Source organism: Streptomyces sp. YJ-C3, from assembly GCF_053891275.1.
The window spans coordinates 1,021,164-1,035,771 of the sequence record NZ_CM132685.1 but is presented as its reverse complement, the minus strand read 5'-3'; the positions used below and the strand labels follow the sequence as shown (position 1 = coordinate 1,035,771).

General features: G+C 72.4%; 12 protein-coding genes. 4 read left to right on the top strand and 8 right to left on the bottom strand.

From position 1 onward, the window contains the following. Positions 1-4 precede the first annotated feature (4 nt). From ACVHNB_RS04555 to ACVHNB_RS04535, 5 genes are all read right to left on the bottom strand, one after another. Positions 5-1,168 (bottom strand): Cmx/CmrA family chloramphenicol efflux MFS transporter, encoded by a 1,164-nt coding sequence (locus tag ACVHNB_RS04555; RefSeq protein ID WP_456227465.1) that lies wholly within the window; start codon positions 1,166-1,168, stop codon positions 5-7. A gap of 289 nt (positions 1,169-1,457) precedes the next feature. Further along, the gene (locus tag ACVHNB_RS04550; RefSeq protein WP_456227464.1) at positions 1,458-2,486 is read right to left on the bottom strand and encodes a hypothetical protein; all 1,029 of its coding nucleotides are present in this window, start codon (positions 2,484-2,486) and stop codon (positions 1,458-1,460) included. A 70-nt stretch (positions 2,487-2,556) separates the two neighbouring features. Further along, positions 2,557-3,525 carry an N-acetylneuraminate synthase family protein gene (locus ACVHNB_RS04545; protein ID WP_456227463.1) on the bottom strand — a complete coding sequence of 323 codons (969 nt, stop codon included), beginning with the start codon at positions 3,523-3,525 and terminating at the stop codon, positions 2,557-2,559. A gap of 14 nt (positions 3,526-3,539) precedes the next feature. Further along, complete coding sequence (locus ACVHNB_RS04540; RefSeq protein WP_428952710.1) at positions 3,540-4,841, bottom strand: cytidylyltransferase domain-containing protein; 1,302 nt, start codon at positions 4,839-4,841, stop codon at positions 3,540-3,542. Positions 4,842-4,906: 65 nt separating this feature from the next. Continuing rightward, positions 4,907-6,226, bottom strand: a complete 1,320-nt coding sequence (locus ACVHNB_RS04535; protein ID WP_456227462.1) for a DUF6716 putative glycosyltransferase — start codon at positions 6,224-6,226, stop codon at positions 4,907-4,909. Positions 6,227-6,424: 198 nt separating this feature from the next. Between ACVHNB_RS04535 and ACVHNB_RS04530 the strand changes: the two genes are divergently transcribed. From ACVHNB_RS04530 to ACVHNB_RS04520, 3 genes are read left to right on the top strand one after another with little or no spacing between them, the layout of a single operon-like run. Continuing rightward, positions 6,425-7,402: a glycosyltransferase family 2 protein gene (locus ACVHNB_RS04530; RefSeq protein ID WP_428952712.1), complete on the top strand. Its 978-nt coding sequence runs from the start codon at positions 6,425-6,427 to the stop codon at positions 7,400-7,402. Continuing rightward, positions 7,399-8,736 carry a polysialyltransferase family glycosyltransferase gene (locus ACVHNB_RS04525; RefSeq protein ID WP_456227461.1) on the top strand — a complete coding sequence of 446 codons (1,338 nt, stop codon included), beginning with the start codon at positions 7,399-7,401 and terminating at the stop codon, positions 8,734-8,736. Before ACVHNB_RS04530 ends, ACVHNB_RS04525 begins: the two co-directional genes overlap by 4 nt. After that, the gene (locus tag ACVHNB_RS04520; RefSeq protein ID WP_456227460.1) at positions 8,733-9,884 is read left to right on the top strand and encodes an acyltransferase family protein; all 1,152 of its coding nucleotides are present in this window, start codon (positions 8,733-8,735) and stop codon (positions 9,882-9,884) included. Before ACVHNB_RS04525 ends, ACVHNB_RS04520 begins: the two co-directional genes overlap by 4 nt. Here ACVHNB_RS04520 and ACVHNB_RS04515 read toward each other — a convergent pair. Beyond that, positions 9,869-10,573: a TetR/AcrR family transcriptional regulator C-terminal domain-containing protein gene (locus ACVHNB_RS04515; protein WP_456227459.1), complete on the bottom strand. Its 705-nt coding sequence runs from the start codon at positions 10,571-10,573 to the stop codon at positions 9,869-9,871. The genes ACVHNB_RS04520 and ACVHNB_RS04515 overlap by 16 nt on opposite strands. A gap of 70 nt (positions 10,574-10,643) precedes the next feature. On the opposite strand from ACVHNB_RS04515, the gene ACVHNB_RS04510 reads away from it, so the two are divergent. Further along, the gene (locus ACVHNB_RS04510; protein ID WP_456227458.1) at positions 10,644-12,128 is read left to right on the top strand and encodes an FAD-dependent monooxygenase; all 1,485 of its coding nucleotides are present in this window, start codon (positions 10,644-10,646) and stop codon (positions 12,126-12,128) included. A gap of 103 nt (positions 12,129-12,231) precedes the next feature. Here the strand turns inward: ACVHNB_RS04510 and leuE are convergent, their stop codons facing one another. Continuing rightward, the gene (gene leuE, locus ACVHNB_RS04505; RefSeq protein ID WP_428952717.1) at positions 12,232-12,891 is read right to left on the bottom strand and encodes a leucine efflux protein LeuE; all 660 of its coding nucleotides are present in this window, start codon (positions 12,889-12,891) and stop codon (positions 12,232-12,234) included. Positions 12,892-12,975: 84 nt separating this feature from the next. Next, positions 12,976-14,556, bottom strand: coding sequence for an acyl-CoA mutase large subunit family protein (locus tag ACVHNB_RS04500; protein ID WP_428952718.1), 1,581 nt, complete (start codon positions 14,554-14,556; stop codon positions 12,976-12,978). Between the last annotated feature and the right edge of the window lie 52 nt (positions 14,557-14,608).

Sequence of the window (14,608 nt, the reverse complement as noted above, 5' to 3'; positions counted from 1 at the left end):
GGCGTCAGCGGGAGACGGGGCCGCGGCGCGGGGCGCGGACCGCGACGCCGGCCGCCACCGCGCAGGCGAGCGCCACGAGCCCCGCACTCACCAGGGGCACGGCCCGGTACCCGAGTCCCGCCCCGATCGCCCGGCCGCCGGCCCAGGGGCCGAGGGCGGCGCCGACGTTGAGGGCGGCCGTGGCGAGTCCGCCCGCGAGGGCGGGCGCGCCGCTCGCCGCGTACAGGGCCCGTGCGATCAGGGTCGAGCCGACGGCGAAGGCCAGGGCGCCCTGGACGAAGGCGAGGGCGAGGGCGGCCCCCGGGCTGCCCGCCGTCAGCGCCAGCAGGACCCAGCCCAGCAGCAGGGCCGCCCCGCCGCCGGCGAGCAGGGGCACCGGCCGGGTGTCCGCGAGCCGCCCGGCCGCGCTCACACCGGCGAACGCCCCGAGCCCGAACAGGGCGAGGAGCGCGGGCACCCGGTCCGCGCCGATGCCGGTCACCTCGGTGGCGAGGGGCGCGAGGTAGGTGAACGTGCAGAAGGTCGCCGCGTTCACCAGGGCGCCGAGGAGCAGGACGGTGCGCAGCCGGGGGCCGCGCAGGGCCCGGAGCTCCGCGCGCACGTCCGGTCGCGCGCCGGTCGGCGCCTGTGCGGGCACCCAGCGCGCCACCGCCGCCAGCGCGGGCAGGCAGAGCGCCGCGACCGCCCAGAAAGCGGCCCGCCACCCGAGGAGTTGGCCGAGCCAGGCCCCGCCGGGCACACCGGCGACGCAGGCCAGGGTGGTGCCGCCGAGCAGGACCGAGGTGGCCCGCCCCTTGGCGTCGGGGGCGACCAGGGACGCGGCGGTGGTGAGGGCCACCGCGAGGAACCCGGCGTTGGCGAGCGCGGCCGCGCAGCGGGTGCCGAGCAGGACGCCGTAGCTGCCGGTCAGGGCTCCCGCCACATGGGCCAGCAGGAACACCGCGAGGAAGCAGGAGAGGGCCGCGCGCCGCGACCACCGCGCGGCGAGCACCGCGGCGAGGGGCGCGCCGACGATCATGCCGACGGCGAACGCGGAGGTGAGGGATCCGGCGGCGGGGACGGAGACGCCCAGGTCATGGGCGAGGTCCGGGACGAGGCCGGACAGCATGAACTCGGAGGTTCCTTGCGCGAAGACGGCAAGGGCGAGCAGGTACAGCGGGAAGGGCACAGCGGACTCCGTGACCGTGCGAGAAGGAGAGAGGTCGCGGTACGGCAGTCCGGGCGATGGCAGGCGTCAGCGGAGACGGGACCGTCTCAACGCCGCGCGGAAGAAGGCCACCGGACGGCTACCGGTGGCCGGAGTCTGTCGGACTCGGGGCTGCTCATGCAGGGCAGGGTAGGGGGCGCGGTCGAGGGAGGGCCAGCGGATTTCGCCTGGGCGGGACAGGCGTCGGCCCAGGCCGCCCGGCGAAGGTCCCCGGACCGCGACGCGACCGCCCGCCGACCGCGCCCGGAACTCACACGGTCCGCACCCCCCGCGCCGACCCGGCGATCCCCGCGAGAAATCCCTGCGCGTGGTCCGAGACTCCCTGGCTGAGCCAGGCGGGGTCGATCTCGCAGACCGCGACCTTCACCCCCGTGCCCTCCAGGGCGATCGGCAGGGTGTGCACGACCGTCGAGGGGAAGCTGAGGATCGTACGGCCTATGGGGCCGCGGCGGGCGATGAGTTCGAGCGGCAGGTCGGGGCGGACGACCTCCAGACCGGTCTCGGTGGCGAGCCGGTGGAGTTTGTCGGCGGCCTCGCGGCGGTGGGCGAAGTAGCGGGTGGCGCCGTGGGCCGCGGCGAGTTCGCGGACCGCCTCCAGGTAGCGGTCGAGGTCGACGACCCCGGTCTCCACCAGGGACGTCCCGACCAGGTCGGCGCCGCGCGTCAGGCGGGGCGGGCCGAAGCGGGCGCGGGTCCAGGCGTAGTCGTTCGCCGTCACCGTCACCCCGTCGGGCACCTCGTCCACCGGCATGGACGTGAACACGGACACGGTGCGCCGGCCGGGGCGCGGGGTGAGTCTTCGGCGGGCGGCGGCGGAGACGGGGCCGAAGACCAGGTCGCGGGGGCCGGGGCGGCCGCCGCGCCGGTGCCAGCGCACGAGCTTCTCGCCGCGGGCCAGTTGGGAGATGAACTCCATCGTGGCCGTGCCGTCGTCCACGACGACCAGGTCGCGGGCGCGGGTGATCATCAGCAGTAGTTGCACGTAGCGGGAGAACGGGTCGCCGATCACTATCCGGTCGGCGCCGCGCAGCGCGCCTGCGAGACCGCCGACGGTCTGGAAGGGGGCTCCCGCGCCGCCGCGCGCCTCCTCCCAGCGCACCGAGTGGCCTTCCCCGCGGGCGAGTTCGGCCATGCGGCGCAGCTGGCCGCGGGTCATCGGGTCGGTGGGCGAGAGCACCACGACGGTCGCGGTGACCTGGTCGTGGTGCGCCCACTCCAGGACGTTGAGGAGCTGTACCGGGCTCTCGACGAAGCACAACGTACTGCCATTGCCAGACATGCGGCCCTCCCCGGGGACGCCGTGGCGGTCCGGCGCGCTCGACCGCGCCGGACCGCCGGGGAGTTGATGATCAGACGCCGACCGGCTCGCCGGCCGCGACGGCGATCTCCGACTCGGCGACGACGCCCGCGACCCGGCGCAGCTTCTTCATCGGGCCGAGCTCGGACTCGTAGACCTTCTTGACGCCGTCACCGAGGGACTGCTCGATGGTGCGGATGTCACGGACCAGGCGCTGCAGGCCCTGCGGCTCCACCGAGGCGGCCTGGTCGGAGCCCCACATGGCGCGGTCGAGGGTGATGTGGCGCTCGACGAACGTGGCGCCGAGGGCGACCGCGGCGAGCGTGGTCTGCAGGCCGGTCTCGTGGCCGGAGTAGCCGATCGGGACGTTCGGGTACTCGGCCTGGAGGGTGTTGATGACGCGGAGGTTGAGCTCCTCGGCCTGCGCCGGGTAGGTCGACGTGGCGTGGCACATCAGGATGTTGTCCGAGCCGAGCACCTCGACCGCGTGGCGGATCTGCTTCGGCGTCGACATGCCGGTGGAGAGGATGACGGTGCGACCGGTGGCGCGCAGGGCGCGCAGCAGCTCGTCGTCGGTGAGCGAGGCGGAGGCGACCTTGTGGGCGGGGACGTCGAACTTCTCCAGGAAGGCGACGGCCTCGGTGTCCCACGGGGAGGCGAACCAGTCGATGCCGCGCTTCTTGCAGTGCTCGTCGATCTCGCGGTACTCGTCCTCGCCGAACTCGACGCGGTGGCGGTAGTCGATGTACGTCATCCGGCCCCAGGGGGTGTCCCGCTCGATGTCCCACTGGTCGCGCGGGGTGCAGATCTCGGGGGTGCGCTTCTGGAACTTGACGGCGTCGCAGCCGGCCTCGGCGGCGACGTCGATCAGCTTGAACGCGTTCTCCAGGTCACCGTTGTGGTTGATGCCGATCTCACCGGTGATGTAGACGGGCTGACCGGGGCCCGCGGTGCGCGAACCGAAGGTGCGGAGGCGGGAGTTGAGACCGAAGGGCGAGGACTGGGCGGACTGGGCAGACATGGGGAATACGTTCCTTACTTGTCGAGGGAGTCGAGAGAAGGGCCGAGGATCCAGCTGGCGATCTCTCGGATCGCGCCGTCGCCACCGGGGACGGTGGTGACCGCGCGTGCGGCGCCGCGTACGACGTCATGGGCGCTCGCGACCGCCACGGGCCAGCCGGCGACGGCGAAGCACGGGAGGTCGTTGACGTCGTTGCCGACGTAGAGCACGCGCTCCGGCGCGATGCCCTGCTCCTCGCACCACTGCTTCAGTGCGAGGTCCTTGCGGTCGATGCCGTGCAGGACCGGGATCTTGAGCTTCCGGGCCCGGGCGGCGACCACCGGGTTCTGTTCCGTGGACAGGATCAGCATCGACAGGCCGCTCCTGCGGAGGGCCGCGATGCCGAGGCCGTCACCGCGGTGCACGGTGACGAACTCCCGTCCGTCGGAGTCGATCAGCACCTTGTCGTCGGTCTGGGTGCCGTCGAAGTCGAGGACGACCGCGTCGATGTCCTCCCGGGTGGGGAGGGCGCGCTGGTCGAAGAGGGGGGCCAGCGCGCGGGCGCGGGCCAGGTCGTGCGGGTCGTCGATCTCCAGGACCCGCGCGGGGTCGGTGCGGACGAGTTCCGTACGGCCGAAGAAGCGGTGCTCGTGGCGGCGGAAGCCGGTGGCCTCCATCGCGTAGACGGCGCCGGTCTCCAGGAGGTCCTGGGGGCGGTCCTGGCGGCGGGGCCGGAAGGACTTGTCGTGGTTGACGCCGTAGCCGCCGCCGGTCGCGGGCGCCTCGGTGAGGAGGGTGCCGGTGCCGCCCACGGACGCGGCCCGTTCGCCGGCGATCGCCCGCGGCTCATCGACAGCGTCCCATCCGTCCCGCCACACGAAGCCGTGGAAGGGGGCGACAGTCAGGGCGCTGTCGGCCCCGCCCTCGACGACTGCGGCGACCACCCCGTCGATGTCCTCGCGGACGATGAAGGGGCTGGTGCACTGCACGAGCAGCACCACGTCCACGGCAGCGCCCTGCAGCGCCTCGTGCGCGTCCATGGCGTGCAGCACGGCGGCCTCGGAGGTGGCCTTGTCGCCGGCGATCGCGGCGGGCCGGGTGACGACCTCCGCGCCGGCTTCCCGCGCGGCGGCCGCGATGGCCGCGTCGTCGGTGGAGACCACCACGTCCGTCACCTGCCGGGTGGCGAGGCACTCGCGCACGGCGCGGACCACCAGGGGCACGCCGCCGACCGGGGCGAGGTTCTTGGCCGGTACTCCCTTGGAGCCGCCGCGGGCGGGGATCACGGCGAGGACGCGGCGGACCGGGGCCGCCTGTCCCGCTTCCGGGTCGGTCATGTGGGGTTCTCCTTCGCGGAGTTCGGGGAGCTCGGGGAGTTCGGGGGATCGGCCGGCGCGCGGGGTCACAGCTCCCCCATCCGCCGGATCACGGGGGCGACGCGCTGCACGCCGTGCCGGTAGGCGCCACGGGCGGCCCGCCGGACGATCTGCCGGACGGCGCCGGGCTCCCGGTCGGCGGCGGGCGCCCCGGGCAGCGGGCTGCCGTCGGGCGCCAGGTGGTGGCGGGCCAGGATGCGCGGCAGATAGCCGGGGGCGGTGGTGCGGCTGTAGTAAGGGGCGAGGGCCGGGCGGTCCCGGCCGAGCAGCGCGGCGACCCTGGCGCGGGCCCCGTCGAAGGCGCTCTCGTACGACCCGTCGGCGGCGACGCCCTGCCGGGCCACCCACGCGGGGTCCGGCGCGGGCAGCTCCCCGGCGTCCAGCCGGTCCCAGGAGAGCAGGCAGCCGGAGCCGGTGAAGTGGTGGTTGCCGAGCGCCTCGCGCACCCCGAGGTCGGTGAGCAGCGCAGTGGGGATGCGCCGGTGCAGTGCCTCCAGCGCGGCCGTGGAGCTGACCGTGACGAGCAGGTCCGTACGGTCGAGGACCTCGCCCATGTTCCCGTACACGAGACGGAAGTTGGGCGGCGGATCCAGCCGCTGGACGAGCTTTTGGTAGGGCACTTCCTCGATGTGCGTGGTGTGCTCGCCGGGCTTGCTGCGCAGCTTCAGGAGGACCTCGCGCTCCGGGTGCGAGCGGGCGTGCCGCACCAGTCGCTCCAGGAGGTACATCCGGTCGGCCGGGGTGTCCGGCACGGACGGCTGCGCGGCGAAGACCACCGTGTACGGGTCGTGCACGTCCTGGTAGGCGGCGCCGCCGAGGAACGGCAGCGCGCACTCGGTGACCGCCGAGGCGTCGGCGCCCACGCCCTCGTACACGGCGCGGAACCGCTCCGCGTCGTAGGCCGAGTTGGCGAGCACCACGTCCGCGCCGTGGCGCAGCAGCAGCCCGTCGGCGAGCTTCTCGTAGACGACGCCGACGTAGCCGGTGACGACGACGGGGCGCTCGGCCCGCCCCTGCCAGGCGTGGGCGAGTCCGTGCAGTACGGCCTGGACGGCGCCGCCGACGAGGGCGAGGACGACCACGTCGTACGATCCGGACTCCTGCCGGCCGGAGCGCTCCATCTCCCGCAGGAACTCGACCGCGGTGACCTCGCGGAGCGAGTCGGCGCTCACGCCGACCTCGGTGAGCTGGCGGGCGGTGGGGGTGGCACGGCCGCGCAGCAGGAATCCGTCGAGCGCGACGTTGTCGGAGGCGATGCGGGCCGCGGTGAGCGCGCCCCATTTCCATCGGGTGTCGGAGTCTGCGAGTACGGCGATCCGCCGTTGCTCGGCTGTACTTGCTGGCACGTCGAAGAAGTTAGGAAGGCATGGAGAGCCGCGGCCCAACCGGAGTGCAACAAACGGTTAACAGCATGCCGACGAATGGCGAATCAGCCCGGGAATTGCCTTTCGGAGGGGCCGGTTCACGGTCCCGCCACACGTCGTTCACCTGACATCAAGCCGCCGGTCAAGACGAATGCCGGGCCGCCGCCTAACGTCACCGACGTGGTCAAGCTCTCCGTCATCGTGCCGTTCTACAACGTGCAGCAATACGCGCCCGACACTCTGAGAAGTCTCCGTGCGAACGCACGTGACGACTTCGAATTCATTCTCGTCGACGACTGTTCCAAGGACGGGACACCGGACATTCTCGCGCGCGCCGAGCGCGAGCTGCCCGGCGCGGTCGTCGTGCGACACGAACAGAACGGGGGACTCGCCACGGCCCGCAACACCGGCCTGGACGCGGCGCGCGGCGAGTACCTCACGTTCCTGGACGGCGACGACTGGCTCGCGCCGGGCTACTACCCGCGGCTCCTGGCCGCCATGGAGGGGCTGGGCTGCGACTTCGTCCGCGCGGACCATGTGCAGTGCACGGCCCGGGCCCGCACGATCCACCGGGTGCCGCACGGGCTGCGCGGTGTCGTCCTCGATCCGCGGCGGGCGATCCTGCCGGCGGACCGCTCGACGTCCGTCGACTACGCGTACGCGTGGGCCGGCATGTACCACCGGCGTCTCGCCGACGAGGGGCTGCTGCACTTCACCGACGGGCTGCGCACGGCGGAGGACCGGCCGTGGATCTGGCGGCTGCACCGCGAGGCCAAATCCTTCGCCGCGGTGAGTCTGTTGGGCGTCTTCTATCGGCGCGGTGTCGCGTCCTCGCTCACCCAGATCGGCGACGTACGCCAGCTCGATTTCATTCGCGCATTCGACCAGGTCGTACGGGAAACAGCCGAGGACCGGGACGCGGATCAGCTTCTCCCGAAAGCCGTGCGCACGTACTGCGCCATCATTTCCCATCACTTGGGATCCATCGAAAGGTTCGAACCGGCCGTGGCGCGCAAATTGAAGTCCCTCAGCGCGGCGGCGCTCAAGCGCATGCCCCAACAGGTGCTCGACGAGGCGCTCGACTCGATGGACGTCGAGCGCGCCACCCGGCTGCGCCGGCTGCGCCGCCGCCCGGTGAGCGCGGAGGCCGCCGCATGACGACGCGCATTCTCCTCGCCTCGACCCTGTACGGCACCGCGACGCTCGCGGCCGCACTGGACACCGACCGCTTCGCCCCGGCGGACCGCACGATCCTGCTGGTCGCCAACAACGCGGCGACGCCCGAGACCACCCCGGCCGTCGACGAGATGCCCGGCTTCGAGCTGCTGCGCGGCCGCTTCGACGACGTCCTGTCCTGGAACGAGGCGATCTCCCCGTTCCACCCGGGCGGCTGGACACCGCGCTCGGACGATCTCCCCTTGTGGGAGCGGCACTTGCGGCTGCTCTGGAGCCTCGGGGACGACGAGGTCGAGCTGGCCGTGGAGTCCATCCAGGTGAACCCGGCGATGGCGGTCGCGCAGATCTTCACGGGCGCGCCGGTCGACGTGTACGCGGACGGCCTGATGAGCTACGGACCGACCCGGAACAAGATCGACCCGCTGGTCGGCACGCGCGTACGGCGTCTGCTCCACCTCGACCTCGTGCCGGGCCTGAAGCCGCTGCTGCTCACGGAGTTCGACGTCGAGCCCGAGATCGTCCCGACGGAGGCCTTCGTCAAGGTGCTCGCCGAACTAGGCGACACGGCGGGCGAGTTGCCGCACGTAGAAGGTGAACCGGCGCTCCTGCTCGGCCAGTACCTCTCCGCCCTCGACATCCTCTCGGCCGAGGAGGAAGAGGACCTGCACGTACGGATGATGCGCGGGGCGTCCGAACTCGGGCACCGGCACATCGTGTTCAAGCCGCACCCTACGGCACCGGCCCGCTGGTCGCGCACGCTGGAGAAGGAGGCCGAGCGACTCGGCATCGAGCTGACCGTCCTGACCACACCGGTCCTCGCCGAGGTGCTGTACCAGCGGATGCGCCCGGCGCTGGTCGTCGGCTGCTTCTCCACGGCACTGCTCACCGCGTCGGCGCTGTACGGGATCCCGGTGGCCCGGGTCGGCACGTCCATACTGCTGGACCGCCTCGCCCCGTACCAGAACAGCAACCGGGTCCCCGTCACGATCGTCGACGCACTGCTGCCCGAACTGACGGACCGGCCGGGCGTCGCCTCGCAGGAACAGCCCCTGTCCGTGGCCGAGTTGACCGATCTCCTGCGGGCGGTCGGCTTCGCGATGCAGGCCAAGATCTACCCGGAGCTGCGGCCCGCGGCCGAGCGTTTCCTCTCGACCCGGCTGAACGATCACACCTGGCGGTACTTCAAGCGCCGTCGGCTGACCTCCCTCGGCCTGCCCGGCGCGATCCCGACGCAGCTCGCGTTCATCCCGCGCAACGCGGCGGTGCGCAGAGTCGCGCGACGGGCCCGCTCCTTCAAACGGGCCGCACTCGGATGACCGTCACCGACACGACCGCGCTCCCCGAGGCCGCACCCGGGTCGGCGGCCGCCCCGCCCCCACGGGCCAGGCGCGCCGCACCGCGCCTGTACGCCCTCGACGGGCTGCGGCTGATCGCCGCGCTGATGGTGGCGGCGTACCACTACGGCGGGCGCGACGGCGAGGTGTCCCACGCCTGGGGCACCTCGCCGCGCGTCCAGTTCCCGTCCCTGCACGGCTGGTTCGCGTACGGCTGTCTCGGGGTGCAGATCTTCTTCGTCATCAGCGGCTTCGTGATCTGCATGAGCGGCTGGGGCAGGCCCCTGCGCTCCTTCTTCGCCTCCCGCGCGTCCCGCCTGCTGCCGTCGTACTGGGTGGCGATCGTGCTGGTCACCGCGGTCTTCGCGCTGCCCGTGGTGGTGTATCGGACGGTCTCGCCCAGCGACGCCCTGGTGAACCTCACGATGCTCCAGCAGCCCCTGGGCGCGGACCGGGTGCTGGGCGTGTGCTGGACCCTGTGGGCGGAGCTCCGCTTCTACGCGCTGTTCGCCCTGTGCGTCGTCCTGCCGGGCGCGACCCGGCACCGCGTCGTGCTGTTCTGCGCGGTGTGGACGCTGGCCGCGGCGCTCGCGGAGGCCACCGGCGAACCCCTGCTGACCCTGGCGCTGATGCCGGAGTACGCCCCGTTCTTCATCGGCGGCATCGGCCTGTACCTGGTGCACCGCGACCGGCGCGACGTGACGGCCTGGGGCATCGTCGCGGTCAGCTGGCTGATCGGGCAGCACTTCGCCGTCGACCGGCTGTGGCACACCCCGAACCCGGACTTCTTCTCGTACCGCACCTCGGTCGGCATCATCGCGGTCGTCACCGTGGGCTTCGCGGCGGTGGCGGCGATCGCGCTCGGCTGGACGGCGTGGGCGAACTGGCGCTGGCTGACCGTCGCGGGCGCGCTGACGTACCCGTTCTATCTGGTGCACGAGCACTTGGGCTGGGTGGCGATCGAGGCCCTGCACCGGCACGCCGGCCTGCCGTCGTGGGTCACGTTCGGGGCGACGATCGGCGTGATGCTGACGCTGGCCTGGCTGCTGAACCGTTACGTCGAGGAGTGGGCGACGCCGCTGCTGCGCCGGGTGCTGAACCGCCGGCCCCAGCCTCAACTCACCCCGTAGCGCACCTCGATCCCCGCCACGATCAGCCGCAGCCCCTCCTCGAACCGCTCGTCGTACGCCGCGAACAGCTGACCGCCCGCGGCGGCGGCGAGCGGGTAGTCGGCCAGCGTCCGGGCCCGCTCGGCGACATCGACGGCCGGCGGTTCCCCTTCGGCGTAGGGCCGCATGCCCTGCTCCTCCGTGACGAAGCCGAGCGTGTACATGTACGCGGTGGAGCTCGCCCACGCGGCCTGGTCCGGCTCGAATCCGGCGGCCACGAGGAACCTCAGGTTCGCCTCCATCTCGGGCCCGTGGTCGGTCCCGGTGAACCGCGATCCGCTGAAGACCTTCGCGCCGTCGCGGTAGCGCAGCAGCGTGGCGCGCAGCTGCCGGTTGCCCCGCATCAGCCACTCCTGCCAGCTGCCGGAGGGCTCGTACGCGACCTCCCCGGCGCCCGCCCGGCCGGCGCCGGTCATCCGCCGGAACATCACCGTCGCCATCTCGTCGAGCAGCGCCTGCTTGTTCTTGAAGTGCCAGTACAGGGCGGGCGCCTGCACGTTCAGCTCCTTGGCGATGGCGCGCAGCGTCAGGCCCTCCAGACCCACGTCGTTCAGCAGGTCGAGCGCGGTGTCGGCCACGTACGCCTTGTCGAGCTTGGCCTTCTCCGGCTTGGCCTTCTTCTGCTCTTTCGGGTTCCTCTGCTCAGCCACGCTTGACAGTTTAACGCCGTTAAGCCCATGCTCGGTGAACGGCGGACTTAACGACGTTAAGGAGACGGTGATGGCTGCTGCGGGTGCGGTGACGACGGATGTCCTGATCGTGGGCGCGGGCCCGACCGGCCTGGTGCTGGCGGCGGACCTGGCGCGGCGCGGGGTCGGGGCGCTGCTGGTGGAGCGCGCGGAGAGCCTGTTCCCCGGCTCGCGCGGCAAGGGCCTGCAGCCGCGCACGCAGGAGGTGCTGTTCGACCTCGGGGTGCTGGACGCGGTCCGCGCGGCGGGCACGGAGTACCCGACGATGCTGATCTGGGAGGGCGACGAGCCGGGCCAGGAGTGGGACATGCTCGAGCGCACCGAGCCGACCGAGCAGGTTCCGTTCGCGAACGGCTGGCTGATACCGCAGGCCCGCACGCAGGCGGTGCTGTACGCGCGGCTGCGGGAGCTGGGCGGCGAGGTCCGCTTCGGCGCCGGCCTGACGGGCCTGGAGCAGGACGCCGAGGGGGTGACGGCGACGCTCGACGACGGCTCGACGGTGCGCGCGCGGTACGCGGTGGCGGCGGACGGCGGCCGTTCCACGGTGCGCCGGGCGCTCGGCATCGGCATGACCGGCGAGACCGTCGACCCCAAGCCGATGCTGGTGGCGGACGTGCGGATCACCGAGGACGCGCCGGTCCCGGACACGCACTGGCACGTGTGGCCGAAGGCGCCGGAGGGCGGCGTGGCCTTCTGCCCGCTGCCGTCGGACGAGGGCCGCGTCTTCCAGCTGGCCGCGCAGTACGCGGACGAGGCGGCGGTCCCCGACACCTCACCGGGCGCGGTGGCCAAGCTCCTCGCGACCCGTACGCCGCTGCGGGAGGAGCACGTCGCGGAGGTGATCTGGGCCTCGGACTTCCGGGCGCGCGCGGCACTGGCCGACCGCTTCCGCGAGGGCCGGATCTTCCTGGCGGGCGACGCGGCACACGTCCACTCCCCCGCAGGCGGACAGGGGCTGAACACGAGCGTGCAGGACGCCTACAACCTGGCGTGGAAGCTGGCCGCGGTGCTCGGCGGCGCCCCCGCCCGGCTCCTGGACACGTACGAGGAGGAGCGGGTGCCGATCGCGGAGGACATCCTCGGCATCAGTACCCGTATCCACCGCGCGGGCGCGGACAGCAGGGCCGTGCAGCGCGGCAAGGAAGTGCAGCAACTGGGCATCGGGTACCGGGAGTCGGCGCTGACCCGGGAGACCCGGACGGGCCTTCCGGAGGGCGCGCTGCGGGCCGGGGACCGGGCGCCGGACGGGCGGCGCGGCGGGGTCCGGCTGTTCGACGCCTTCCGCGGGCCGCACTGGACGCTGCTGGCGGTCGGCACGGACGCCGAGCTGCCGCCGGTGGACGGCGAGCGCATACGGGCGGTGCGCATCCCGGCGTACGAGGCCTATGGCACCGGGGTGTTCCTGGTGCGGCCGGACGGATATGTGGGGTGGGCCGGCGAGACGGCGGAGGGGGTACGGGAGTACCTGGCGGAGGTCGGGGTGGTGCCGGGACGCGGTGAGGCCGCTCCTGAGTGACGTCCCCGCACGCGGGCGCCGGGCGCTCGCCCCGGCCGGGGTCGACCCGGAGGGGGTCGCTCCGGCCGGGCTCACCCCGAGCGGGGTCCGGCTGCCGGAGGGGCTATGCGCTGGCCAGCGACAGCTTCACCGCGAAGCCCAGGAACAGCACCCCGGCGGCCGAGGTCGCACCGGCCGACAGCCGCTTGCGGCGGCGGAAGGCGGCGGACAGCCGGGTGCCGCTGAAGATCAGGGCCGACAGGTACAGCACGCTCGCGAGCTGGGCGAAGGCGCCGAGCACGACGAAGGAGAGGGCGGGATAGGCGTAGGACCTGTCCACGAACTGCACGAAGAAGGCGATGAAGAACAGGATCGCCTTCGGGTTGAGGAGGCTGATGACGAAGGCCCGGCGGAAGGGCCGCTCCTGGGCCGCGGGGACCTCGGAGGTGCCGGCCTCGGCGGCGGCGATCCGCTCGCGGCGGGTCCGCCACATCCCCCACGCGGCGCGCAGCATCCCGACCGCGAGCCAGGTCAGGTATCCGGCGCCCGCGTACTTCACGATCCCGAAGAGCACGGCGTTGGCCTGGAGGAGGGAGGCGACACCGGCGGCGGACAGCGTCATCAGAACGGTGTCGCCGCACCAGACTCCGGCGGCGGCCTTGTAGCCGGTGCGTATGCCGCGGCGGGCGGCGACGGAGAGCACGTACAGCGAGTTCGGTCCGGGGAGGAGGACGATGAGGACGAGACCCGCGAGATAGGTCGGAAGATCGATGACACCCAGCATGAGCGGAGTGTCGCACAGCTGCTCGACACTCCGCCCAGGGGTTCCAGCTGGCGGAAGATCACAGGTCAGCGGGGAGTTCGCCGGTCAGAACGCGTCGGAGGGGATGTAGGTGCCCCACACCTCGCGCAGGGCGTCGCAGACCTCGCCGACGGTGGCGCGGGCGCGCAGGGCGTCCTTCATCGGGTAGAGGACGTTGTCGTCGCCCTCGGCGGCCTTCTGCAGGGCGGCGAGGGCCGCGTCGACGGCGGCCTGGTCGCGTTCGGCGCGCAGGGCCGCCAGCCGTTCGGCCTGCTGGGCCTCGATGGCGGGGTCGACGCGCAGCGGCTCGTAGGGCTCCTCCGCGTCGAGCTGGTAGCGGTTGACGCCGACCACGACGCGCTCGCCGGAGTCGGTCTCCTGGGCGATGCGGTAGGCGGAGCGCTCGATCTCGGACTTCTGGAAGCCGTGCTCGATGGCGTTCACCGCGCCGCCCAGGTCCTCGACGCGTTCCATGAGGGCGAGGGCGGCGGCCTCGACGTCGTCGGTCATCTTCTCGACGACGTAGGACCCGGCGAACGGATCGACGGTGGCCGTCACGTCCGTCTCGTAGGCCAGGACCTGCTGGGTGCGCAGGGCCAGGCGGGCGGACTTGTCGGTGGGCAGCGCGATGGCCTCGTCGAAGGAGTTGGTGTGCAGGGACTGGGTGCCGCCCAGCACCGCGCCCAGGCCCTGGACGGCGACGCGGACCAGGTTCACCTCCGGCTGCTGCGCGGTCAGCTGCACCCCGGCCGTCTGGGTGTGGAAGCGCAGCATCAGCGACTTGGGGTTCTGCGCGCCGAACTCCTCCTTCATCACCCGCGCCCAGATCCGGCGCGCGGCACGGAACTTGGCGACCTCCTCCAGGATCGTGGTGCGGGCCACGAAGAAGAAGGACAGCCGCGGCGCGAAGTCGTCCACGTCCATGCCGGCCGCCACCGCGGTGCGCACGTACTCGATGCCGTCGGCGAGCGTGAAGGCGATCTCCTGCGCGGGCGAGGCCCCCGCCTCGGCCATGTGGTAGCCGGAGATCGAGATGGTGTTCCACTTCGGGATCTCTGCCCGGCAGTACTTGAAGATGTCCGCGATCAGCCGGAGGGAGGGCTTGGGCGGGAAGATGTAGGTGCCGCGGGCGATGTACTCCTTGAGCACGTCGTTCTGGATCGTGCCGGTGAGCCGGTCCGCCGGTACGCCCTGTTCCTCGCCCACGAGTTGGTACATGAGCAGCAGCAGGGCGGCGGGGGCGTTGATCGTCATCGACGTGGAGACCTTGTCCAGCGGGATCCCGCCGAACAGGACGCGCATGTCGTCGATCGAGTCGATGGCGACACCGACCTTGCCGACCTCGCCGGAGGCGATGGGGGCGTCGGAGTCGTGGCCCATCTGGGTCGGCAGGTCGAAGGCGACCGACAGGCCCATCGTGCCGTTCGCGATCAGCTGCTTGTAGCGGGCGTTGGACTCGGTGGCCGTGCCGAATCCGGCGTACTGGCGCATCGTCCACGGACGGCCCGTGTACATGGAGGGATAGACACCCCGCGTGAACGGATAGGCGCCCGGCTCCCCCAGCTTCCGCTCCGGGTCCCAGCCGTCCAGGGCCGACGGGCCGTACACCGGCTCGATGGGCAGTCCGGACTCGGATTCGCGCGCCATGGTTGTGCCTCCAGCGATCTGCAGATTGATCGTGTGTGCCTGCGACGCCCGC